Raw genomic sequence first — 23585 nt, 5'->3', positions numbered from 1 at the left:
GTCCTGCGAATTGTTCGGCCCTGAGCTGATTTATAGCCATTAGCCATCAGCGCTGCAATGCACTTCTTCTCTTCAGCGTAGCTGCAGGCGCCAGGCCCGGTGGATGCGGTTATTGCGGGCAAAATCCGGATCCAGGGTCTGTGCGCTGATCTCTTCCACCGCATAGCGCTCGAGCAGGTGCTCGTCGAGCTGGAACTTGCGGAAGTTGTTGGAGAAGTACAACACGCCCCCCGGCGCCAGACGCGCCATCGCCAGGTCCAGCAGACGCACGTGGTCACGCTGCACGTCGAACACCCCCTCCATGCGCTTGGAGTTGGAGAAGGTCGGTGGGTCGATGAAGATCAGGTCGTAGCTGTCCTGGGCATTCTCCAGCCAGGCCATCACATCGCTCTGTTCCAGGCGGTTGCGCTCGGAGAAGCCATTGAGCGACAGGTTGCGCCGCGCCCAATCCAGGTAGGTTTTCGACAGGTCGACGCTGGTGGTACTGCGCGCACCACCCTTGGCCGCATGCACGGTGGCGGTAGCGGTGTAGCAGAACAGGTTGAGGAAGCGCTTGCCCGATGCTTCGCGCTGGATACGCAGACGAATCGGACGGTGATCGAGGAACAGGCCGGTGTCCAGGTAGTCGGTCAGGTTGACCAGCAGCTTGACGCCGCCTTCGCTGACTTCCTGGAAGCGCCCTTCCGTGGCCTGACGCTCATACTGGCGTGTGCCGCCCTGACGCTCGCGGCGCTTGAGCACCACGCGCTGAGGATCGACACCCAGGGCCTGGGGAATCGCCGCCAAGGCATCGAGCAGGCGCGCCTGGGCCTTGTCCGGGTCGACCGAACGCGGCGCCGCGTATTCCTGAACGTGCACCCAATCATGATACAGATCGACCGCCAGGGCATATTCGGGCATGTCGGCATCGTACAGACGGTAGCAGTCGACCTGCTCGCGGCGGGCCCACTTGCCCAGCTGCTTCAGATTCTTCTGCAAGCGGTTGGCGAACATCTGCGCGCCTTCGGAAAGGCGTGCCGGTTCATGGGCCACGGCCGGTGCCGCACGCGAGTCGCCGGCCTGATCATCGGTCGGGCGACGCTCACCCGTCACGAACTGGTCGGGCTGGACCTTGAACAGCAACAGCTTGCACGGCAGCGCACCGTTCCAGAACGCATACTGCTTGTGGCTGCGGATGCCCATGCGCTTGCCCAGTTCGGGTGCGCCGGTGAACACCGCCGCTTCCCAGCCCATGCAGGCCTGGCGCAGGCGCTCGCCGAGGTTCTGGTAGAGGTACAACAGGCTCGCCTCGTCCCCCAGACGCTCGCCATAGGGCGGGTTGCTGATGACCAGGCCTTTCTGGTTCTGGTCCGGGCGCGGCTCGAAGCTGGCGACTTCGCCCTGGTAGATCTTCACCCAGTCACCCAGGCCTGCGCGCTCGACGTTGTTGCGTCCGGGCTGAATCAACCGGGGATCGGCCTCGTAGCCGCGAATCCACAACGGCGGCTTGGCCAGGCCCGTCTGGGCACGGGCCTGGGCCTCGTCATGCACCTTGCGCCACAGCGCTGGAACATGGCCCTGCCAGGCACTGAAGCCCCAACGCTCGCGCTTGAGGTTCGGTGCAATATCGGCGGCAATCATCGCAGCTTCGACGAGGAAGGTCCCGACACCGCACATGGGGTCGGCCAGCGCGCCGCCCTCGGCGGCAATACGCGGCCAACCGGCGCGGATCAACACCGCGGCAGCCAGGTTTTCCTTGAGCGGTGCAGCACCCTGCTGCAGGCGATAGCCGCGTTGGTGCAGGCTGTGGCCGGAAAGGTCGATGGACAGGATGGCTTCGCCGCGGTCCAGGCGCAGGTGTACACGCAGGTCAGGGTCGATCTTGTCCACGGATGGGCGCTGGCCTTCACGGTTGCGCAGCTTGTCGACAATGGCGTCCTTGACCTTGAGCGCACCGAAGTGGGTGTTGTCGATGCCCGATCCATGGCCACTGAACTCCACCGCCAGGGTGCCGTCGGCGGCCAGGTGGTCCTGCCAGTCGACACCGTGCACGCCATCATAGAGGTCGTCGGCGTTTTTCATGGCGAAGCGCTTGACCACCAACAGCACGCGGTTGGCCAGGCGCGACCAGAGGCACAGCCGGTAGGCAGTTTCCATGTCGGCCGCGCCGCGGATCGCCGAGGTGTGCTCGCGCACGTCGGCCAGGCCCAGGCCGCGGGCTTCTTCCGCAAGCAGCCCTTCCAGGCCTTTGGGACAGGTGAGATAGAGTTCGAGTGAGTCCGACATGTAGATTCCAGAGCCTCTGGGCTGTGTGCTGGCAACGCGACGCATCGCTGTTGCCTGAGTTTGCCGGATACCCTTCCAGCAGGTATCCGGGTGGCGTGCCGATCATTCGGCAAACCGGGCCACCCGATCGACATCCAGCGCCAGGTGGCGCAAGGCGGTTTGATCGTCGGGCAGTGTGAAAATTTCGTCTAACGAAGGCATCGATGTGACCCTTCGTCGCATTACCAGATGTTGCGTCAGTTCGATGGCGCCAATGGCCAAATGATTTCAATCATCGGCAAACCCTCATCATAGCGGGACAAAACCTAAACAAGGTTGAGTCGCATTTATTTACTTATCCCCTCACCCCTGGAAAGGTTACGTCCTTATGACAAATTGATCATTCACACTGTGACCCGCATTGGTTAGAACTGACCTCAGGCCGCTTCGCAACGAGGCGGCACTTTCAGCTCGCCACGCCGGCAGCGAGCGCAAAACCGGCAGAAAGATTCTGCCCGGCCTCGGAGAGGCCGACGGGACATTACAGTCAACAAGTGAGGGCAACACCCTATGAGAAGACTTAAGCGTGATCCGTTGGAAAGAGCATATTCACGTGGCTACCAATACGGGGTAACCGGCAAATCCCGCGAACTTTGCCCCTTCAATCTGCCATCCGTTCGCCAGGCATGGATCAACGGTTGGCGTGAAGGTCGCGGCGACAACTGGGACGGCATGACCGGCACCGCTGGCATCCAGAGACTCAACGAAAATCACGCCGTTGGCTGAACGAGGACACTGAATTCGAGTCACCATGCACGCCCCATCCGGGCGGCGGGCTGCGGCCCAGGGGCCCCTTGAAGGGGCCCTTTTTATTGGGCCGCGTCTTTGTTAGCGGGGCAGCGCCGCAATTGCATCCACCGCTTCGCGAATCAGTGCAGGGCCCTTGTAGATGAAGCCTGAATAGATCTGCACCAGGCTCGCACCGGCTGCGATCTTCTCGGCGGCATGGCGACCTTCGGTGATCCCGCCCGCAGCGATGATCGGCAACTTGCCGCCCAGTTCAGCAGCCAGCACCTTGACGATGTGAGTGCTCTTCTCCAGCACCGGCGCCCCGGAAAGCCCACCCGCCTCGCCCCCGAACGGCAGCCCTTCGACCCCTTCGCGCCCCAAAGTGGTGTTGGTCGCGATTACCGCATCCATGCCCGACTCGACCAGGGCTGCCGCCACCAGCGCGGTTTCCTCATCGCTCATGTCCGGTGCGATCTTGATCGCCAGCGGCACGCGTTTGCCGTGCTCGCTCGCCAGCTGCTCACGACGCTCGGCCAGCGCGTCGAGCAGTTGCTTGAGCGAATCACCGAATTGCAGGCTGCGCAGGCCGGGAGTGTTGGGCGAGCTGACGTTGACCGTGATGTAGCTGGCCTGGGTGTAGACTTTTTCGAGGCAGATCAGGTAGTCGTCCTGGGCACGCTCGACTGGCGTGTCGAAATTCTTGCCGATGTTGATGCCCAGCACGCCGTCATAACGCGCCGCGCGCACCCGTTCCAGCAGGTGATCCACACCCAGGTTGTTGAAGCCCATGCGGTTGATGATCGCAGTCGCTTCCGGCAGGCGGAACAACCGTGGCTTCGGATTGCCAGGCTGGGGTCGTGGGGTGACAGTGCCGATCTCGACGAAGCCGAAGCCCAGCTGGGCGAAGCCATCGATGGCCGCGCCGTTCTTGTCCAGGCCTGCGGCAAGGCCCACGGGGTTGGCGAAGTTCAAGCCCATGACGGTCACCGGCACCGAGGCCGGGCGCTTGCACAGCAGGCCATTGAGGCCAAGGCGGCCACCGGCGCCGATGAGGTCGAGCGACAGGTCGTGGGAGGTTTCCGGGGAGAGCTTGAACAGCAGCTGGCGGGCCAGGGTATACATGGGCAGGCAGGACTCGGGGATGAGTGAGGGATGCGATTATAGCCAGCGCGCCGTCCGCGCGACAGGGCCTTGGCACATGGGTTGCTTCAAAGCGCTGGCAACCCGATCGGTACGGGTGAGGATATTTCGTGAACACAGCCCCTCCGACAACACCCTTGGCCTGGGTCAACGGCAGCGATGCCCCCGAGAAACCCAGCCTGAACATCGGTTTCATGGCCCTGACCGACTGCGCCTCGGTGGTGGTCGCGGCCACGCAGGGCTTCGCCCAGCTCCAGGGTCTGACCCTCAATCTGCAGCGTCAGGCCTCCTGGGCCGGGACCCGAGACAAACTCGCCAGCGGCGAACTGGATGCTGCCCACTGCCTGTACGGGCTGGTCTACGCCATGCACCTGGGCATGGGCGGTGCCGTGGCCAACGATATGGCGGTGCTCATGGGCCTGAACCAGAATGCCCAGGCCATCAATCTTTCCCCGGAACTGCAGCGCAAGGGCGTGACCAGCCCTGAAGCACTGGCACGGCTGGTGCACCAGCGTGGCGCACGCCTGACCTTCGCCCAGACGTTTCCCACCGGCACCCACGCCATGTGGCTGTACTACTGGCTGGCCAGCCAGGGCATCCACCCGCTGCACGATGTCGACAGCGTGGTGGTCCCACCGGCACAGATGGTCGCGCACCTGCAGGCCGGGCGTATCGACGGCTTCTGTGCCGGCGAGCCCTGGTCGGCAGACGCCGTGGGGCAGAACCAGGGTTTCACCCTGGCAACCAGTCAATCGATCTGGCCGGACCATCCAGAAAAGGTTCTGGCCAGCACCCGCGCTTTCGTCGAGCACTACCCCAACAGCGCCCGCGCGCTGATCAAGGCGATACTCGCCGCCAGCCGTTTCATCGAGCAAAGCGCGGAAAATCGCCGAGGTACGGCGCAACTGCTCAGCGGCAGGGCCTACCTGGATACGCCAGTCAGCAACATCGAACCGCGCCTGCTGGGCGACTACCACGACGGGCTGGGCAACCGCTGGCAGGATCGTCACGCCCTGCGCGTGCATGATCAAGGTCGGGCGAACCTGCCCTATCTGTCCGACGGCATGTGGTTCATGACCCAGTTCCGACGCTGGGGCCTGCTGCGCGAGGATCCGGACTACCTGGCGGTGGCCACTCGTGTGCAGCAACTGGCGCTGTACCGTGAAGCAGCCCAGGCCGTGGGCGTACCCTGCGCCGATGCACCGATGCGCAGCAGCCTGCTGATCGACGGCATCCGCTGGGACGGCAGCGACCCCCATGCCTATGCCCGCAGCTTCCGCCTGCACGCCCTGGATGACGCCCCGCACATGCGGGTTGGTTCGTGAAGGTAGCCACCATGCTGCGTATTCTGCTGATCGATGATACCGAGAAGAAGGTCGGTCGCCTCAAGGCTGCTCTGATCGAAACTGGCTTCGATGTGATCGAGGCGCCGGGGCTGACCATCGACCTGCCCACCTGCGTCGAAACGGTGCGCCCGGATGTCGTGCTGATCGATACCGAGTCACCGGGTCGCGATGTGATGGAACAGGTGGTGCTGGTCAGTCGCGACCAGCCACGGCCCATCGTGCTGTTCACCGACGAGCATGATCCGGGGGTGATGCGCCAGGCGATCCAGGCCGGCGTCAGCGCCTACATCGTCGAAGGCATCCATGCAGCGCGCCTGCAGCCGATCCTCGACGTGGCCATGGCCCGCTTCGAGAGCGACCAGGCGCTCAAGGCGCAGCTGCTGGCTCGCGACCAGCAGCTGGCCGAACGCAAGCGCATCGAACAGGCCAAGGGCCTGCTGATGAAGATGAAGGACTGCAATGAAGAGCAGGCCTACACCCTGATGCGTCGCCAGGCCATGAGCCGTCAGCAGAAGCTGATTCAGGTGGCCGAGCAGATCATCGCCATGTCCGAGATGCTTGGCTGAGTCGATGTTGGCCCGGCTCTTGCTCAGCCAATAGCTCAGGTAGCCAACGACGGTTGCCACATCATCCCGACAAAGACGTCGCTCTCCCCTCCACGCTGATGGACCGGGTAGCGACGTCTTTTTCATTTGCGCCCTGCGCAGGCAGGGCATGACAACCGTTGCAAGCCGCGCGAGGTGTTCAATGAATACGAGCTTCTGGAAATCCGGGCATGTGCCTACGCTGTTTGCTGCCTTCCTCTACTTCGACCTGAGCTTCATGGTCTGGTACCTGCTCGGTCCCTTGGCAGTGCAGATCTCCGCCGACCTGCAGCTGACTGCCCAGCAACGGGGCCTGATGGTCGCAACACCGATCCTGGCCGGTGCCATATTGCGCTTTATCATGGGCATGCTGGTCGACCGACTGTCTCCCAAGACTGCCGGGCTGATCGGCCAGGTCGTGGTGATCGTCGCCCTGGCCTGTGCCTGGTTCATGGGCATCCACAGTTACGAACAGGCGCTGCTGCTGGGCGTGTTCCTCGGCGTTGCAGGTGCCTCGTTCGCCGTGTCGCTGCCGTTGGCGTCGCAGTGGTATCCACCTCAGCACCAGGGCAAGGCCATGGGCATCGCCGGTGCGGGTAATTCCGGAACAGTGTTCGCGGCCCTGCTCGCGCCGGTGCTGGCCGCAGGTTTCGGCTGGAACAACGTGTTCGGTTTCGCCGTCATCCCGCTGGTGATCACTCTCGTGGCCTTTGCCCTGCTGGCACGCAACGCCCCACAGCGCCCCAAGCCCAAGGCGATGGCCGACTATTTCAAGGCACTGGGCGACCGAGACAGCTGGTGGTTCATGTTCTTCTACAGCGTCACCTTCGGTGGCTTCATCGGCCTGGCCAGCGCCCTGCCGGGCTACTTCAGCGACCAGTATGGTCTGAGCCCGATCACCGCCGGCTACTACACGGCGGCCTGCGTATTCGCCGGCAGCCTCATGCGCCCGCTGGGCGGTGCCCTCGCCGACCGTTTCGGTGGCATCCGCACCTTGCTCGGGATGTACAGTGTGGCGGCGGTGTGCATCGCCGCGGTCGGCTTCAACCTGTCCAGCGCCGCGGCAGCCCTGGCCCTGTTCGTCAGCGCCATGCTTGGCCTGGGCGCTGGCAACGGTGCGGTGTTCCAATTGGTGCCGCAACGCTTCCGCCAGGAAATCGGGGTCATGACCGGCCTGATCGGCATGGCCGGTGGTATCGGCGGCTTCCTGCTGGCGGCAGGCCTGGGTGCAATCAAGCAGCACAGCGGCGACTATCAGCTTGGCCTGTGGCTGTTCGCCAGCCTGGGGTTGCTCGCCTGGTTCGGCCTGTACGGGGTCAAGCGTCGCTGGCGCACCACCTGGGGTTCGGCTGCCGTAACGGCGGCGCGGGTCTGACCGCATGAGCTTGCAACTGGCGTTCGCCCAGGCCAGCGCCACCGGCCCGCGCCCGGAAAACCAGGATGCCCTGCGCCTGGTCACCCCGGCCGCAGAGCTGGCCGCCAGCAAGGGCTACCTGTTCGCCCTCGCCGACGGCGTCAGCCAGTGCGCCGATGGTGGCCTGGCGGCCAGGGCCAGCCTGCAGGCCTTGGCACTGGACTACTATTCCACTCCTGCCACTTGGGGGGTGGCCCAGGCCTTGGATCGGCTGCTGCTGGCGCAGAACCGCTGGCTGCGCGCCCAGGGCAACGGTCAACCGCTGATGACCACGCTGACCGCCCTGGTGCTGCGCGGCAAGCGGTTCACCCTCGCCCATGTCGGCGACTGCCGCGCCTACCACTGGCACGACGGTCGTCTGTCGTGCCTGAGCGATGACCATGTCTGGGACCAGCCAGGGATGCATCATGTGCTCAAGCGCGCCTTGGGTCTGGACCAACACCTGCTGGTCGATTACCGGGAGGGTGAACTGCAGCCAGGCGAGTGCTTCGTGCTGCTCAGCGATGGTGTCTGGTCAAGCCTGAACGATCAGCAGATCCTGTCGATCCTGCGTGAGCAGCCTGACTTGCAGGTGGCCGCCGATACCCTGGTCGCCACCGCGCACCTGTGTGGCAGCCAGGACAACGCCAGCGCATTGCTGGTCAGGGTCGAACAACCGGGCTCGGCGAATCTGGGCGATACCCTTGCGCAGTTGCAGGAATGGCCGATACCAACCGCCCTGCGTACGGGCCAGAGCATCGATGGCTGGTGTGTTGAGGGGCTGCTCGCCCAGAGCCGACAATCCTTGCTCTACCAGGTCAAGGATACCCAGGGCCAGACATGGCTGCTCAAGACCCTCCCACCGGCCCGCGAAACCGATCAAGGCGCCGCCCAGCGGCTGCTGCTCGAAGAATGGTTTCTGCGCCGGGTTGCTGGCCGACACTTCCCCGAGGTGAATGCCGCCAGCCAGCGCCAGCACCTGTACTACCTCATGCGCCAATATCCCGGCCAGACGCTTGCCAGCTTGTTCGCCGAGCATGGGCCCTTGCCACTACCGCAATGGCTGGAACTGACGCGCCAGTTGCTGCAGGCGGTGGGTGTGCTGCACCGGCGCAACCTGCTGCACCGCGATATCAAGCCGGAAAACCTGCACCTGGGTGGAGATGGTCAACTGCGCCTGCTGGATTTCGGCCTGGCGTATTGCCCAGGGCTGTCAGAGGATCAGCCGCACGATCTGCCCGGCACGCCTTCGTTCATTGCCCCGGAAGCCTTCGATGGTGAGCCACCGACACCCCGCCAGGATCTCTATGCCGTTGGCGTGACCCTGTACTACCTGCTGACCGGGCACTATCCGTACGGCGAAGTCGAGGCGTTCCAGCGCCCACGCTTCGCAGCGCCAGTCAACGCTGCGCGCTATCGTCCCGACCTGCCGGAATGGTTGCAGCGCAGCCTGGAAAAGGCTGTCTCGGTGGACCCTGCACAACGTTTCGAAACTGCCGAGCAATGGTTGCTGCTGCTCGAACGCGGGGACCGCCAAGAGTTGGCCATGCGCCCTCGTCCCCTGCTGGAGCGCGAGCCGCTGAAGGTCTGGCGAACCTTGGCGCTGGTGTCGATGGTGTTGAACCTGGTGCTGCTGTACATCCTGCTTAAAGGGTAAGCCTGGGCGGGATTCTCCGCGGGCAAGCCCGCTCCTACAAATGCAGGGCACCGAGGTGCAGGCCCGCTTCCCAAATTCCAGGCAAAGAAAAACCCGGCCGAGGCCGGGTTTTTCGTGAAGCTTCAAACCAATTACTTGGCCTGGGCTTCTACCTGAGCTTCTACGCGACGGTTAACGGCGCGGCCAGCTTCGGTGGCGTTGTCAGCAACTGGACGGGTCTCACCGTAGCCAACCGAGTCAACACGGTTGGATTCGATGCCGTACTGCTGGGTCAGAACCTGCTTGACAGCATTGGCACGACGCTCGGACAGCTTCTGGTTGTAAGCGTCTGGACCTACGGAGTCAGTGTGACCTTCAACCACGGTGGTGGTTTGTGGGTACTGCTTCATGAAGTCAGCCAGGTTCTTGATGTCGCCGTAGCTGTTAGGCTTGACGACCGACTTGTCGAAGTCGAACTTCACGTCCAGCTCAACGCGGACGTTTTCAGCGGCAGCCGGGCAGCCGTCGGCGTCAACGGTAACGTTGGCCGGGGTGTCAGGGCACTTGTCGACGTTGTCGCAGACGCCGTCGTTGTCGCTGTCGGTGCAGACTTCGGCAACCGGAGCAGGAGCAGGAGCTGCGGACTGCTTCGGGCTACCGCCGAAGTTCAGGCCAACGCCGACGCTCGGTGCCCACTCGGTGTCACCTTTGTCGATGTTGTACTGGGCTTCAACGCCGGCACGGGCGTAGAACATGTCGGTGATGTACCACTTGGCACCAGCGCCCAGGTTGGCGAAGGTGGAGTGGTCACGACCGCCACGGCCGGTCTGGCCCAGCGACTGGTGGGAGAAACCAGCCGAAACGTACGGACGGATAGCGTCGTACGGGTTGTTGAAGTGGTAAACGGCATCCAGGGCGGTGTTCGAGCCCTTGATGTTCTTGCCGTCGTCGCCACGAGCGTTGTGAACTTCGTCGTAGCCCAGACGCAGTTCAACGTCGTCGGTCAGGAAGTAACCGATCGAGCCGCCGAACAGGTTGCCGTCGTTCTTGAAGTCGCGCTGGCTGTCGAAGAACTCCTTCTTGTAGAAGATCTCGGTTTCGACGGCGCCTTGGCCTTGTGCCATAGCGCCAATCGAGGTGGCGGCTACGAGCGAACCAATGGCCAAGCCCAAGGTATTTTTCAATTTCATCCGTTAAATCCCCATCTGGTGATAGTTAAGCAGCCCCACCAAAATCCGGGGGGACAACTCGACGGCAAGTCTAGCAGACCTTGCCGATTCGTTTGAGCCATTTGCATAAGACTAAGTTTCAACCGAGTCCGCAAATTTCTCACGAAGCTTATCGAGCGCACGCTTGTAACGCATTTTCGTGGCGCTCAGGCCCATGTGCATGATGTCGGCGATCTCCTGAAACTCCAGCTCTGCGACAAAACGTAGCACCAGAATCTCCCGGTCGATCGGGTTCACATACACCAGCCATTTATCCAGCCCGCCTTTTTCTTCAGCTTTCGGAGCCTTGTCCTCGGACGCCTCTTCGACGGGGTCCAGGCTCAGGGCATCCATCAACCTTCTCTTGCGACGCTCCTTGCGGTACTGGGTGATACATTCGTTGTAGGTGATGCTGTAGAGCCAGGTCTTGAACTTCGATTTGCCCTCGAAATTCTTCAGGCCGTACAACACTTTCAGCATGACCTCCTGACAGACATCGTCAGCATCCCGATCGTTCCCCAGATAACGTGCACAGACGTTGAACAGGGTCCGCTGGTAGCGCCGCATGAGTTCCTCATAGGCGCGGGTAACATGAAACAGCTCCTCATGCGAACGCGCCACCAACTCCTCGTCGGTGAGCTCGCGGGGGTCGTAACGCATGGGCGGCGAATAGACTTTATTCAAAACGGATCTGGCCGACAGTCAGGTCAATGTCGCCGCTCAGCCCTTGGGCCGATTTTTGCGGCGGCATACATTAACAGCTTTGTGCGGTTAGCGGCTATTGACGCGCTGCTCAAGCAGCACCCGATTGGACAGCGACACCAACTCGCCATCATCGGTCAGTAGCGTTGTCTTGACCGTCCCGATCTCTTCGATATGCCCTTCGACCTCTCCAATCCGCACCTGCTGGCCAACCTGATACAACTCGCGCACGTAGATCCCGGCAAGGATCTGTCCGGCGATTTCCCGGCTGCCCAGGCCCATTGCCAAGGCCACGGCCAGACCAACGGTAATCAGTCCGATGACGATCACATGGTTGAGCAAGTCGGTCTTGACCTCAAGCTGGCTGATCGCCACCGAGATCGCGATGATGATGACCAGCCCCTGGGCAATGCGCCCGACGCCCGCTGCGTATTCCAGGCCGATGCCTTCGGCAGCGCCGCGCACCAGGCCGTTGACCAGCTGCGCCAGCAGTACACCGGCCAGCAATACCAGCGCCGCACCAAACACTTTGGGCAGGTAGAGGGCAAGCATGTCGAGGGTGGCGGAAACCCGCTCCAGGCCCAGCGATTCGGCGGCGGAAACCAGGAAGATCAGCAGGATGAACCAGTAGACGATCTTGCCGATCAAGGTCGAGATCGGCACCTGGATACCGACCCGGCCGAGCATCTTGGTCAGCCCGGTCCCGCTCATCAGGCGGTCGAGACCGAACTTGGCGAGCAGCTTGGACAGCAGTGTGTCGAGCAGCTTGGCCACCACGAAACCGAGCAGCACCACGACCAGCGCGCCGAACAGGTTGGGGATGAAGTTCGCCACCTTGGTCCAAAGGGCAGTCATGGCGGTGACCAGGCTCTGGGTCCAGAGATCGAGTTCCATATTCAATCGGCCTTATCAGCTTTCTGTCTGCCAGCGGCAGGGGTACGGCGCACCGGCGCGACATGCGCCGAGCCATTGTTGACAGCGATCAGCAGCGCCTGGCTCCAGCGGCCCAGCAGGCTGAACAGATCGCCCGCGCCAACCTGACGGTTGGCGGTTTTGAGCACGCGACCCAGGCAGGCATCGTCATCTCGGTCATGGCCGGACGGCGACGCCTTGAGCAGGTCGCGCAAGGATTCTTCAAACGGATCGTGCATGGGCACCTCGCGTGATGTCAGTCAAAGACGAGAGCTCTGGCCAACGGGTCACACAGCGATGTGGGACGAATGTTTCAAAATACATACGTGATCGTCGCTCAGACCCAGCGCAACTTGCGCAACAACCACCATTGCCCTGCGGCCAGACCCAGCACCACCAGGCAGGCGAACAGGAAGCCGTAGGGATTCTCGGCCCCCGGAATACCACCGACATTGATGCCGAGCAGGCCGGTGATGAAGCTCATCGGCAGGAAGATGCAGGTGATGATGCCGAAGCGGTACATGGTCCGGTTCATCCGCTCGCTGCGCCGCCGGTCCTCGCCTTCCAGCACCAGCGCAGCGCGCTCTCGGGCCAGTTCCAGCTCCTCGAGATAACGGATCAGGCTGTTGTTCAGCTCGTTCCAGTAATCGGCATCGGCGTCGGCGAACCAACTCCACTTGTTGCGCGAAAGCTGAGCATAGATGTCACGCTGCGGCGCCAGGAAGCGACGCAGGCCGGCGGCACGACGACGAATCTGCTGCAGGTTGCCCTGGGCCGGGCTATACCGTTCGTCGGATTCTACCTTTTCTTCCTCGAGATCGACCGCTTCGGACAGGTCGCTGACCAGTGCCTGGACCTTTTCGGTCAACAGTTCACCCATCAGCAGCAGCAATTCGGAGGCCGATTTCGGCCCCCTGCCCTCATCCAGTTGCTGCAAGACTTCGTCGCTCGCGCGCAAAGGCCGCAGCCGCAACGAAATGACGCGCTGCGCTTCGGCGAAGATGCGCACCGAGACCATGTCTTCCGGCTCTGCGCCAGGGTTGAGGTTGACCCCGCGCAGAAACAGCAGCAACTGCTCGTTGGCCAACGGCAGCAGGCGTGGGCGAGTGTTCTCCTCGAGCAGCAGGTCGCAGGCGAACTCGCTCAGGCCGCTGTCGTGCAGCAGCCAGGTGCGGGTTTGCGGATGACTGCGGTCCCAGTGCAACCACAGGCTCTCTTGCGCCTGCAATTGCAGGTTGTCCAACTCGGTACGGGCAATGGCGCGCGCGCCTCCCTTGCCGTCGAGCACCAGGGCATGGACCAGCCCCCACTGCGCGTTGTCTTCCTCGAACATCAATGCTCCATCAGCGCGCGCGGCGCATCACTCCGGCATTTTCAGGGGGCTTGGCGAGACGATCACGCCATTGTTGTCGGCGTAGATGTATTCGCCGGGGCGAAAAGTGACGCCGGCAAAGCTGACCACGACGTCGAGGTCGCCAATGCCGCGCTTGTCGGTCTTCATCGGATGGCTGGCCAGGGCCTGCACGCCGACATCGGTCTGCACCAGCACATCCACGTCACGCACACAGCCGTAGATCACCAGGCCTTCCCAGCCATTCTTCGCCGCTTTTTCCGCGAGCATGTCGCCCAGCAGCGCCCGGCGCAGCGATCCGCCGCCATCGACCACCAGGACCTTGCCCTTGCCGTCGAGCTCGACCTGCTCCTTGACCAGGGAGTTGTCCTCGAAGCACTTGATGGTGACGATCTGGCCGCCGAAGGAATCGCGGCCGCCGAAATTGCTGAACATCGGCTCCAGCACCTGGACCAGGTCCGGGTAAGCGTCGCACAGGTCGGGCGTTACGTAATGCTGCATGGGAAGCTCCTGTCAGTCACAACGAAAGCGGATATCGGGCAAGGCTACACCCTGAAGGCCGTTGCAGTCATCCGGGACCAGGCAGTCAGTTCGGCGCTACGACTTGCCCGCGAATGACCTGCTTACTCAATTGTGGCGGGCGGCGCCTGAACGTCGCTCAGCCAGCGCGCCACCAGCGGCCACACCTGCGTCTGCGCCGCCTTGCTCACCAGCATGTCGACATGCCCGAAGGCTTCGAAGCCCTCTTCACGGCCCAGGCGCAGGAACTGCTTGCGCTCATCCCCCCACTGCTCGAACAGTTTGCGACAGGCCCACACCGGATCCTGGAAATCCGCCGCACCCGCGACTGCCAGCAGCGGTACATCCATCTGCGCCAACCCCGCCCACCAGTCTCGGTCCTTGACCCCGAAACGGCCGAACAGGCCATGCCAACGCAAGCTTTCCAGGGCCAGCCCGATCGGCTCGTCCTCCGGCCCACGTTTCAACCTGGGGCCGGAGAGCTGGGCAAAACGCTTGACCAGCAAGCGCGCACCCCACGCCACTGGCGGCACTTTCAACGGCCAGTAGACCCGGCTGACCTGGGTGCCAAACAACGCCACGCTGGCCACGCAAGCGCTGTCCAGGTAGCCACCACCCAGTGCAGCCGCCAAGGTGGTGCCGCCCAGCGAATGGCCAATCCAGTGCGGCGCCTGGCCGGACATTTCCTGGACGAAGGCGCCGATCACCGGCAGGTCGAAACGCGCGTAGTCGGCCACGGTGTTCTGCCGCCACTGGCGGTTGCGCGGCGACAGGCCATGCCCGCGCATTTCCGGAATCCACACGTCGAAACCGGCACGTGCGAGGAAAGCACCCAGGCCAATGCCCTTGGGCGAGTACCAGAAACGACGATTGGAGAAACTGCCGTGCAGGAGAATCACCGGCACCCCGGGGGTGGAGTGCTGATCGGCAAGCCCGAGACGGGTCAGGGCCAGTTCGACACTGGCGTCGGGGCTGTTGCCCGCCTTGATCCGGTAAACGTCTTCACAGAGGTCGCCGCGGCGTTCGGCACTGAGCAGGGCCACGGGAAAAAGGGTGCTGCTGCTTTGCATGGATTCACAGAATGAAAAGAGGAAACAGGATGGGGAACTGCCACGCTGAACCTGGGCTGCAGCGCATTCGCGGGCAAACCCGCTGCCACTGGGGTCGGTGGCAGCGGGTTTGCCCGCGAAAAGGCCGAAACGCGAAGCGCGTCAGGACGCGCCCCGCGCCGGTTACATCAAGCGGCGCCCTGACCTTCGGCCAGGAAGAACCAGGTCTCGAGTACCGAGTCCGGGTTCAGCGAGACGCTCTCGATGCCCTGCTCCATCAGCCACTTGGCGAGGTCAGGGTGGTCCGATGGGCCCTGGCCGCAGATGCCGATGTACTTGCCGGCCTTGTTGCACGCGGCGATGGCATTGGCCAGCAGCTTCTTGACCGCAGGATTTCGCTCGTCGAACAGGTGGGCGATGATCCCCGAGTCGCGGTCCAGACCCAGGGTAAGCTGGGTCAGGTCGTTGGAGCCGATCGAGAAGCCGTCGAAGTATTCGAGGAATTCTTCCGCCAGGATGGCGTTGGACGGCAGTTCGCACATCATGATCACGCGCAGGCCATTGTCGCCACGGGCCAGGCCATTCTCGGCGAGCAGGTCGACGACTTGGCTGGCTTCACCCAGGGTGCGCACGAACGGCACCATGATCTCGACGTTGGTCAGGCCCATCTCGTTGCGCACGCGCTTGAGGGCGCGGCACTCGAGTTCGAAGCAGTCACGGAACGACTCGCTGATATAGCGCGAGGCACCGCGGAAGCCCAGCATCGGGTTTTCTTCTTCCGGCTCGTAGAGCTTGCCGCCGATCAGGTTGGCGTACTCGTTGGACTTGAAGTCCGACAGGCGCACGATCACCTTTTTCGGGTAGAAGGCGGCGGCCAGGGTGCTGATGCCCTCGACCAGCTTCTCGACATAGAAGCCCACCGGGTCGCTGTAGCCAGCGATGCGCTTGTCGACGCTCTCTTTCAGCTCAGGCGGCAGGCCGGCGTAGTTCAGCAGTGCCTTGGGGTGCACGCCGATCATGCGGTTGATGATGAACTCCAGGCGCGCCAGGCCTACGCCCGCATTGGGCAGTTGGGCGAAATCGAAGGCGCGGTCGGGGTTGCCGACGTTCATCATGATCTTGAACGGCAGCTCCGGCATCGCATCCACCGAGTTCTGCTTGACGTCGAAGCCCAGCTCGCCCTCGAAGATGAAGCCGGTGTCGCCTTCGGCGCAGGATACGGTCACGCCCTGGCCATCTTTCAACACCTGGGTGGCGTTGCCGCAACCGACCACGGCCGGGATACCCAGCTCACGGGCGATGATCGCGGCGTGGCAGGTGCGGCCACCGCGGTTGGTGACGATGGCGCTGGCGCGCTTCATGACCGGTTCCCAGTCCGGGTCGGTCATGTCGGAAACCAGTACGTCGCCTGGCTGCACCTTGTCCATTTCGGACACATCGTGGATCACGCGGACCTTGCCAGCGCCTATACGCTGGCCAATGGCGCGACCTTCGACCAATACCGTGCCCTTCTCTTTAAGCAGGTAGCGCTCCATGACATTGGCGCTGGCGCGGCTCTTCACGGTCTCGGGGCGAGCCTGCACGATGTACAGCTTGCCGTCGTCACCGTCCTTGGCCCATTCGATGTCCATCGGGCGCTGGTAGTGCTGCTCGATGATCATCGCCTGCTTGGCGAGTTCGTTGACCTCGGCGTCGCTCAGGCAGAAGCGCGCACGCTCGGCACGGTCGACCTCGACAGTCTTGACCGAACGACCGGCCTTGGCTTCGTCGCCGTAGACCATCTTGATCGCCTTGCTGCCCAGGTTGCGGCGCAGGATGGCCGGGCGGCCTGCCTGCAGGGTGTTCTTGTGCACGTAGAATTCGTCAGGGTTGACCGCACCCTGCACGACGGTTTCACCCAGGCCGTAGGCGCCGGTGATGAACACCACATCGCGGAAGCCCGACTCGGTGTCGAGGGTGAACATGACGCCAGCGGTGCCGGTTTCCGAACGCACCATGCGCTGCACGCCGGCCGACAGGGCGACCAGCTTGTGGTCGAAGCCCTGGTGCACGCGGTAGGAAATGGCGCGGTCGTTGAACAGCGAGGCGAACACTTCCTTGGCCGCGCGGATCACGTTGTCGACGCCACGGATATTGAGGAAGGTTTCCTGCTGGCCGGCGAACGAAGCATCCGGCAAGTCTTCGGCGGTCGCCGAAGAGCGCACGGCCACGGCCATGTTGTCGTTGCCGGCAGCCATTTCGGCGAAGGCGGTGCGGATTTCGGCGTCCAGACGTGCCGGGAAATCGGCCTCCATCACCCACTGGCGAATCTGCGCGCCGGTCTTGGCCAAGGCGTTGACATCGTCGACATCCAGCGCGTCGAGCGCGGCATGGATGCGGTCGTTCAGGCCACTTTGTTCGAGAAAGTCGCGATACGCCTGAGCCGTAGTGGCAAAGCCGCCCGGCACCGATACGCCGGCACCGGCAAGATTACTGATCATCTCGCCCAGGGATGCGTTCTTGCCCCCCACATGCTCCACATCATGGACGCCGAGCTTATCGAGGGAAACTACGTACTCTACCAAGGTGATCTCTCCACTAACTGTATTGGAAAAGCTCAAGGGCGCCCGCCTGTCGACTCTGCGGCTGGGCCGGGACGCTTGTGGCCTGGACCTGGAAAATAAGTGAGAATGCCGAACGACCGCGTTCGGCAAACCGAACCTATCATATCCAGAAACATTCGGCAGCTTAAGGCCTCAGGTGCAAATGAAACGATCCGCGTTCTTCATCTCCGACGGTACCGGCATCACGGCCGAAACACTGGGCCAAAGCCTGCTGGCGCAGTTCGAAAGCATTCCCTTCGCCAAATTCACCCGCCCCTACATCGATACGCTCGACAAGGCGCGCGCCATGGTCCAGCAGATCAATGCCGCGGCCGAGCGCGACGGTGTGCGCCCCATTATCTTCGATACCATCGTCAACCAGGACATCCGCGAGGTCATGGCTACGTCCAATGGCTTCATGATCGACATCTTTTCGACGTTTTTATCCCCGCTCGAGCAGGAATTGACCGCCCATTCGTCGTATTCCGTGGGCAAATCCCACTCGATCGGTGGCAATTCCAACTACATGGAGCGCATCGAGGCGGTCAACTTCGCCCTGGACAACGACGATGGTGCGCGCACCCATTACTACGACAAGGCCGACCTGATCCTGGTGGGTGTGTCGCGCTGCGGCAAGACACCAACCTGCCTGTACATGGCCATGCAGTTCGGCATCCGCGCCGCCAACTACCCGCTGACCGAAGACGACATGGAGCGCCTGCAGTTGCCAGCGGTGCTGAAAAAGCACCACAACAAGCTGTTCGGCCTGACCATCGACCCCGACCGCCTGACCGCCATTCGCCACGAACGCAAACCCAACAGCCGCTATTCGAGCTTTGCCCAGTGCGAATTCGAAGTGCGCGAGGTGGAGAACCTGTTCCGCCGGGAGAACATTCCCAACATCAACTCCACGCATTTTTCGGTGGAAGAGATTTCGGCGAAGATTCTCGTGGAGAAAGGCGTGGAGCGGCGGTTCAAGTAAGGTCCGCGGAAGCCTTTTAGCGGGCAAGTCGCAGCGGCGAGCCACAGCCCACAGGGCCGCTAGAGACGAACAAAAAAGCCCCGGCATTGCTGCCGGGGCTTTTTCATTTCAGGGCCAAGGTCAGGATGGAATCACCACCGACTGCCCACTCAACGCCAGGTCGACCAGCTCGCGGTTGGCCACCGCGTACATCGCATAGTCGGTGCCTGTGGCGTTGCGCAGGTCGTCGAGCATGGCGCGCCAGCGCTCGACCATCACCCGGTGCTGCTCGGCCCACAGGGCCACGCGGGCGTCCATGTCGTCCGGTGCATCGGCCATCTGCAACACGGAAATGGTGATCGCGCGCTGCTGCAGGTCGATGTCGTCGCGGAACGCTTCGCGGGCCAGCGCCTGCCAGTTGTTCTCCACCGGCAGGTTGCTGATTTCCTGCAGGTACCAGGTCAGGTCGAGCGCGCTGCCCACGGCGAAGAACGCCTTGGCCACCTGCGCCGGATCGTGACCGGTGACATCCGAAGCTTCGATGATCGGCAGCAGGGTGTACAGGTGAGTAGTGCCTGCCACCATACGCGCCAGCAACTCCGGCACCCCGGCTTCGACGAAGCCCTGGTAGCGCGCCTGCCAGCGTTCGCGGGTCGGCCCTTCCAGCAGTTCGTCGAGCTTGAGCCCCAGTTGCGCGATCTTCGGCCCGAAATGGGCAGCGTCACGACCGGCATCCTGCTCGTTGCGACGGCTGCGCAGGAACCAGCGGGTGGCACGACGTCCCAGGCGCATCAGCTCGTCCATCAGGGTCAGCTGGATCTCGGCGGGCACCTGGTAGTCCAGCGCCTCGATCTGGCGGAACCAGTGCGGCAGGTGGAAGATGTCGCGCACGATCACGTAGGCACCGGCAACGTTGGCCGGGCTCATGCCGGTGGACTCCTTCAGACGCTGCACGAAGGTGATGCCCATGTTGTTGACCAGGTCGTTGGCGATCTGGTTGCTGACGATCTCGCGCTTGAGGCGGTGACGGCGCATGGCTTCGGCGAACTTGCTGACCAGTGACGGCGGGAACGCCGTCTCCATGTCACGGGTCAGGTAGTCGTCGTCCGGCACCAGCGACTTGAGCAGTTGCTCCTTGAGATCGATCTTGCTGTACGAGATCAGCACCGACAGCTCGGCACGGGTCAGGCCCTGGCCGGCCGCCAGGCGTTCGGCCAGTTGCTCTTCGGTCGGCAGGAACTCGATGGCGCGGTCCAGCTTGCCCCGCGACTCGAGGTCGGCCATCAGGCGCTTGTACTCGGCGATCCGCTCGCGGGCGCGGCGGGCCGCAAGCGACAGGGCCTGGGTCTGCTTGTAGTTGTTGCCGAGCACCAGCGAGGAAACTTCCTCGGTCATGCTGCCCAACAGCTGGTTGCGCTGCTTCTCGGTCATGTCACCAGCCTGCACCACTTCGTTGAGCAGGATCTTGATGTTGACCTCGTGGTCGGAGCAGTCCACGCCACCGGCGTTGTCGATGAAGTCGGTGTTGGTGGCGCCGCCATGCAGGCCGAACTCGACGCGACCGAGCTGGGTCATGCCCAGGTTGCCGCCCTCGCCCACCACCTTGCAGCGCAGCTCGTTGCCGTTGACGCGCAGGGCGTCGTTGGCCTTGTCGCCGACATCGGCGTGGCTTTCGCTGCTGGCCTTGACGTAGGTGCCGATACCGCCATTCCACAGCAGGTCGACCGGCGCCTGCAGCAGTGCGTGCAGCAGTTCGGTCGGGGTCAGGCGGTCGGCTTCGATGGCGAAGCGTTCCTTCATCTGCGGGCTGATGGCGATGCTCTTGGCGCTACGCGGGAAGATCCCGCCGCCTTCGGACATGATCGCGCTGTTGTAGTCGGTCCAGGCCGAACGCGGCAGCTCGAACAGGCGCTTGCGCTCGGCGAAGCTGGTGGCCGGGTCCGGATTCGGGTCGACGAAGATGTGCAGGTGGTTGAATGCAGCTACCAGTTGCAGCTTGTCGGACATCAGCAGGCCGTTGCCGAACACGTCGCCGGCCATGTCGCCGATGCCGACCACGGTGATCGGGTCTTCCTGCACGTTGATGCCGCGCTCACGGAAGTGGCGCTGCACGCCCACCCAGGCGCCACGGGCAGTGATGCCCATGCCTTTGTGGTCGTAGCCAGCCGAACCACCGGAGGCGAAGGCATCGCCGAGCCAGAAGCCGTAGTCGTTGGCGATGCCGTTGGCGATGTCGGAGAAAGTCGCGGTGCCTTTGTCTGCGGCTACTACCAGGTAGGGGTCGTCGTCGTCATGACGCACCACGTTGGCCGGCGGCACCACGCCACCGTCCTTGAGGTTGTCGGTGATGTCGAGCAGGCCACTGATGAAGATGCGGTAGCAGGCGATACCCTCGGCGGCGATCTCGTCGCGGCCGCCACCCAGTGGCAGGCGACGCGGCAGGAAGCCACCCTTGGCGCCGACCGGTACGATCACCGAGTTTTTCACCTGCTGCGCCTTGACCAGGCCCAGCACTTCGGTGCGGTAGTCTTCCTCGCGGTCCGACCAGCGCAGGCCGCCGCGGGCGACGTTGCCAAAGCGCAGGTGCACACCCTCGACCCGTGGCGAATAGACGAAGATCTCGAATTTCGGCACCGGCTTGGGCAGCTCGGGGATCAGGCGCGGGTTGAACTTGAAGCTGAAGTACGACTTGCTCTGGCCAGCGGCGTCGGGCTGGTAGAAGTTGGTGCGCAGGGTGGCCTTGATCAGATCCAGGTAGCGACGCAGGATGCGGTCCTCGTTGAGCACCTGGACGTCGTCCAGGGCGGTGAGGATCGCCTGCTCCAGGCGCTGCTGCTTGTCGTCCAAGTCATCCTGGCCGAGCTTGCGCGCGAGGTAGAAGCGGGTCTTGAACAACCGGGTCAGTTCGCGGGCGATGTCGGTGTGGTTGTTCAGGGTGCTGGCGATGTAGCCCAGATCGAAGCCCAGGCGGATCTGCTTCATGTAGCGGGCGTAGGCGCGCAACAGCGCCACATCGCGCCATGGCAGGCCGGCGGTGAGCACCAGGCGGTTGAAGGCGTCGTTCTCGGCGTCGCCCTTGACGATGTGGATGAAGGCATCCTGCAGGGTGTCGTTGAGCTGCTGCAGGTCCAGGTTCAGGCCTTCGCTGTAGGTGAAGGCGAAGTCATGGATCCAGAACTCGCGACCGTTGGCGTGGCGCAGGCGGTATGGGAATTCACCCAGCACGCGCAGGCCGAGGTTCTCCAGGATCGGCAGCACGTCGGACAGCGCCAGCGGCGTGTCGGCGTGGTACAGCTTGCAGTGCAGCTGGCGCTCGCCCAGTTGGGTGAGTGGCTGGTAGAAGCTCATGGCCAGCGGCTTGGCTTCGGACAACGCCAGCACATGCTGCATGTCCACCACCGCCGAATGCGCGGCGAAGCGCTCGCGGTAACCCGCCGGGAAGCCCTTGGGGAAGTCGGCGAGGATGTTGGTGCCCTGGGCTTCGCCGAAGTTCTCCACCACCAGCGCGGAGAAGTCGTCCTGCCACGAGCGGCAGGCCTGGATCACTTCGTTTTCCAGCTGCTGCGGGTCGATGTCGATGCGGTTCTTCGGGTCGACCCGCAGGATCAACTGCACACGCGCCAGCACCGACTCGGAGAAGAAGGTCCAGAACTCGCAATCGGTAGCCTTCAGGCGCTCCATCAAGACCTGCTGGATCTTCTGGCGCACTTCGGTGGAGTAGATTTCACGCGGCACGTAGGCCAGGCAGTAGCAGAAGCGGCCGTACGGGTCCTTGCGCAGGAACACGCGGATCTTGTTACGTTCCTGGATCTGCACGATCGACATGACGGTGTTGAACAGCTCGTCGATCGGGGTCTGGAACAGGTCGTCGCGCGGCAGCACTTCGAGCACCTGCGTGAGTTCCTTGCCCAGGTGCGCCTTGGGATCGAAGTGCGAGCGGCGCTCGATCTCGGCGACTTTCCCGCGGATGTACGGGATGGTGTACACGCTTTCGCCGTACACCGTCGAGGTGTACAGGCCCATGAAGCGGCATTCCTTGATGACCTTGCCATCGGCATCGATCTGGCGGATCGACACGTAGTCCGGATAAGCCGGACGGTGCACGCGGCTCGGTTGCGAAGCCTTGGCGAACGACAGCAGGCGCGGCTCGCGCAGGTAGCTGACGGCGTAGTCCTCGATGCGCAGGTCTTCATTGCTCAGGCCGCTGCGCAGCACGCGCGGCAGGCCGAGGAAGGACGATTCGTCGTAGACCAGGCTGCCGCCGGCAGCGTCGGACTCGACCACGAACTCTTCATAGCCGAGGAAGGTGAAGTGGTTGTCCAGCAGCCAGGTGAGGAAGCTCTGCACCTCGGCCTTGTCGTTCTGCGCCGGGCCGAAGGCGTTTTCGCCCACCAGCGCCAGCAGGTCGCGGACCTTGGCCTTCATCGGGTCGAAGTCGGCAACGACGACGCGCACATCGGCCAGCACCAGCTCCAGCTCGCGGGTCAGGCTGGTCAGCTCGGCGGCATTGGCGCAGCGGTCGATCTCCAGGTACATCAGCGACTCGTGGCTGACGCCTTCACCCTGGGTGCCCTTGGGCAGCAATTCGAGCAACTCGCCCTTAGGCCCGCGGCGGGCGCTGAGCACGGTGGTCTGCAGAGTGTGGATGCTGTAGCCGCGGCGGTTGAGTTCGGTGCGTACCGAGTCGACCAGGAACGGCAGGTCATGGTGCAGGACTTCGACCACGGTGTGCGTGGATTGCCAGCCATGGCGTTCGTAGTCAGGGTTGTAGACCCGCACTTGCGCAGTGTTCGGGTCGAAGCGCTCGATGGTGCGCCAGGCAGAGAGGGTGCAGCCGGCCAGGTCGGACAGCCGACGCTGGGTGAGTTCGTCCAGAGAGATGATGCCGAAGAACTGTTCGGCGAACAGCGCCACTTGTGGCAGGGACTGCTCGCTGATGTGCTGCGCCAGGGCCGCCTGCAGTTGATGCTGGAAGTCGGCTTTGCTGGCTGCGGTGAAAAACGCCATCTGTGGTACTCCGCTTGGGCTTTGTTATAGGTGAAGCGTCGTGTACGTGCGCCATGTACGGATCAACGATAGCCAACCCGTAGCAGGAAGACGGTAAAACCAAGGCGTAGGACGCTTCCTTCGCGTCCATGTTCCAGGGATGGGCAGCTGCAAAGACGACTG

17 protein-coding genes are annotated in these 23585 nt (G+C 63.1%); 6 read left to right on the top strand and 11 right to left on the bottom strand.

The window, feature by feature from the left end:
• Positions 1 to 72 precede the first annotated feature (72 nt).
• Complete coding sequence (gene rlmKL, locus ACNFHO_RS14365) at positions 73 to 2265, bottom strand: bifunctional 23S rRNA (guanine(2069)-N(7))-methyltransferase RlmK/23S rRNA (guanine(2445)-N(2))-methyltransferase RlmL (protein ID WP_112897800.1); 2193 nt, start codon at positions 2263 to 2265, stop codon at positions 73 to 75.
• 549 nt (positions 2266 to 2814) lie between these two features.
• Between rlmKL and rmf the strand changes: the two genes are divergently transcribed.
• Positions 2815 to 3030 (top strand): ribosome modulation factor, encoded by a 216-nt coding sequence (gene rmf, locus ACNFHO_RS14360; RefSeq protein ID WP_080642046.1) that lies wholly within the window; start codon positions 2815 to 2817, stop codon positions 3028 to 3030.
• Positions 3031 to 3132: 102 nt separating this feature from the next.
• Here the strand turns inward: rmf and ACNFHO_RS14355 are convergent, their stop codons facing one another.
• Positions 3133 to 4155, bottom strand: coding sequence for a quinone-dependent dihydroorotate dehydrogenase (locus ACNFHO_RS14355; RefSeq protein ID WP_063543995.1), 1023 nt, complete (start codon positions 4153 to 4155; stop codon positions 3133 to 3135).
• Positions 4156 to 4283: 128 nt separating this feature from the next.
• Here ACNFHO_RS14355 and ACNFHO_RS14350 point away from each other — a divergent pair, with 128 nt between their 5' ends.
• From ACNFHO_RS14350 to ACNFHO_RS14335, 4 genes are all read left to right on the top strand, one after another.
• Positions 4284 to 5498, top strand: a complete 1215-nt coding sequence (locus ACNFHO_RS14350) for a CmpA/NrtA family ABC transporter substrate-binding protein (protein ID WP_416766712.1) — start codon at positions 4284 to 4286, stop codon at positions 5496 to 5498.
• A gap of 11 nt (positions 5499 to 5509) precedes the next feature.
• Positions 5510 to 6085, top strand: a complete 576-nt coding sequence (locus tag ACNFHO_RS14345) for an ANTAR domain-containing response regulator (RefSeq protein WP_054892484.1) — start codon at positions 5510 to 5512, stop codon at positions 6083 to 6085.
• Between the two features lie 181 nt (positions 6086 to 6266).
• Entirely contained in the window at positions 6267 to 7478 is a 1212-nt protein-coding gene (locus tag ACNFHO_RS14340; protein ID WP_054892465.1) for a nitrate/nitrite transporter, read from the top strand.
• Between the two features lie 4 nt (positions 7479 to 7482).
• Positions 7483 to 9153 carry a protein kinase domain-containing protein gene (locus ACNFHO_RS14335; protein WP_416766711.1) on the top strand — a complete coding sequence of 557 codons (1671 nt, stop codon included), beginning with the start codon at positions 7483 to 7485 and terminating at the stop codon, positions 9151 to 9153.
• A 131-nt stretch (positions 9154 to 9284) separates the two neighbouring features.
• On the opposite strand, the gene ACNFHO_RS14330 is transcribed toward ACNFHO_RS14335, so the two are convergent.
• From ACNFHO_RS14330 to ppsA, 8 genes are all read right to left on the bottom strand, one after another.
• Positions 9285 to 10322, bottom strand: a complete 1038-nt coding sequence (locus ACNFHO_RS14330) for an OmpA family protein (protein ID WP_054892467.1) — start codon at positions 10320 to 10322, stop codon at positions 9285 to 9287.
• A gap of 111 nt (positions 10323 to 10433) precedes the next feature.
• Positions 10434 to 11024 (bottom strand): RNA polymerase sigma factor SigX, encoded by a 591-nt coding sequence (sigX, locus tag ACNFHO_RS14325; RefSeq protein ID WP_172964783.1) that lies wholly within the window; start codon positions 11022 to 11024, stop codon positions 10434 to 10436.
• Between the two features lie 87 nt (positions 11025 to 11111).
• Positions 11112 to 11936: a mechanosensitive ion channel family protein gene (locus tag ACNFHO_RS14320; RefSeq protein WP_054892469.1), complete on the bottom strand. Its 825-nt coding sequence runs from the start codon at positions 11934 to 11936 to the stop codon at positions 11112 to 11114.
• Between the two features lie 2 nt (positions 11937 to 11938).
• Positions 11939 to 12193 (bottom strand): hypothetical protein, encoded by a 255-nt coding sequence (locus ACNFHO_RS14315; protein ID WP_054892470.1) that lies wholly within the window; start codon positions 12191 to 12193, stop codon positions 11939 to 11941.
• A gap of 98 nt (positions 12194 to 12291) precedes the next feature.
• Complete coding sequence (locus ACNFHO_RS14310; RefSeq protein ID WP_054892471.1) at positions 12292 to 13287, bottom strand: zinc transporter ZntB; 996 nt, start codon at positions 13285 to 13287, stop codon at positions 12292 to 12294.
• Between the two features lie 27 nt (positions 13288 to 13314).
• Positions 13315 to 13806 (bottom strand): ribonuclease E activity regulator RraA, encoded by a 492-nt coding sequence (rraA, locus tag ACNFHO_RS14305; RefSeq protein WP_054892472.1) that lies wholly within the window; start codon positions 13804 to 13806, stop codon positions 13315 to 13317.
• Between the two features lie 122 nt (positions 13807 to 13928).
• Positions 13929 to 14894, bottom strand: coding sequence for an alpha/beta fold hydrolase (locus ACNFHO_RS14300; protein WP_416766710.1), 966 nt, complete (start codon positions 14892 to 14894; stop codon positions 13929 to 13931).
• A 167-nt stretch (positions 14895 to 15061) separates the two neighbouring features.
• A complete protein-coding gene (gene ppsA, locus ACNFHO_RS14295) occupies positions 15062 to 17437 on the bottom strand; it encodes a phosphoenolpyruvate synthase (RefSeq protein WP_054892474.1) in 2376 nt (791 codons plus the stop codon).
• A gap of 181 nt (positions 17438 to 17618) precedes the next feature.
• Between ppsA and ACNFHO_RS14290 the strand changes: the two genes are divergently transcribed.
• Positions 17619 to 18437 carry a pyruvate, water dikinase regulatory protein gene (locus ACNFHO_RS14290; protein WP_054892475.1) on the top strand — a complete coding sequence of 273 codons (819 nt, stop codon included), beginning with the start codon at positions 17619 to 17621 and terminating at the stop codon, positions 18435 to 18437.
• 120 nt (positions 18438 to 18557) lie between these two features.
• On the opposite strand, the gene ACNFHO_RS14285 is transcribed toward ACNFHO_RS14290, so the two are convergent.
• A complete protein-coding gene (locus ACNFHO_RS14285) occupies positions 18558 to 23423 on the bottom strand; it encodes an NAD-glutamate dehydrogenase (RefSeq protein ID WP_063543985.1) in 4866 nt (1621 codons plus the stop codon).
• Positions 23424 to 23585: the final 162 nt, after the last annotated feature.

This window comes from Pseudomonas sp. NY15374, from assembly GCF_048068255.1.
In the GTDB taxonomy this organism is placed as follows: Bacteria; Pseudomonadota; Gammaproteobacteria; order Pseudomonadales; family Pseudomonadaceae; genus Aquipseudomonas; species Aquipseudomonas machongensis.
Note: the sequence above shows the minus strand (reverse complement) of the source record. Positions and strands in the feature narration are given on the sequence as shown.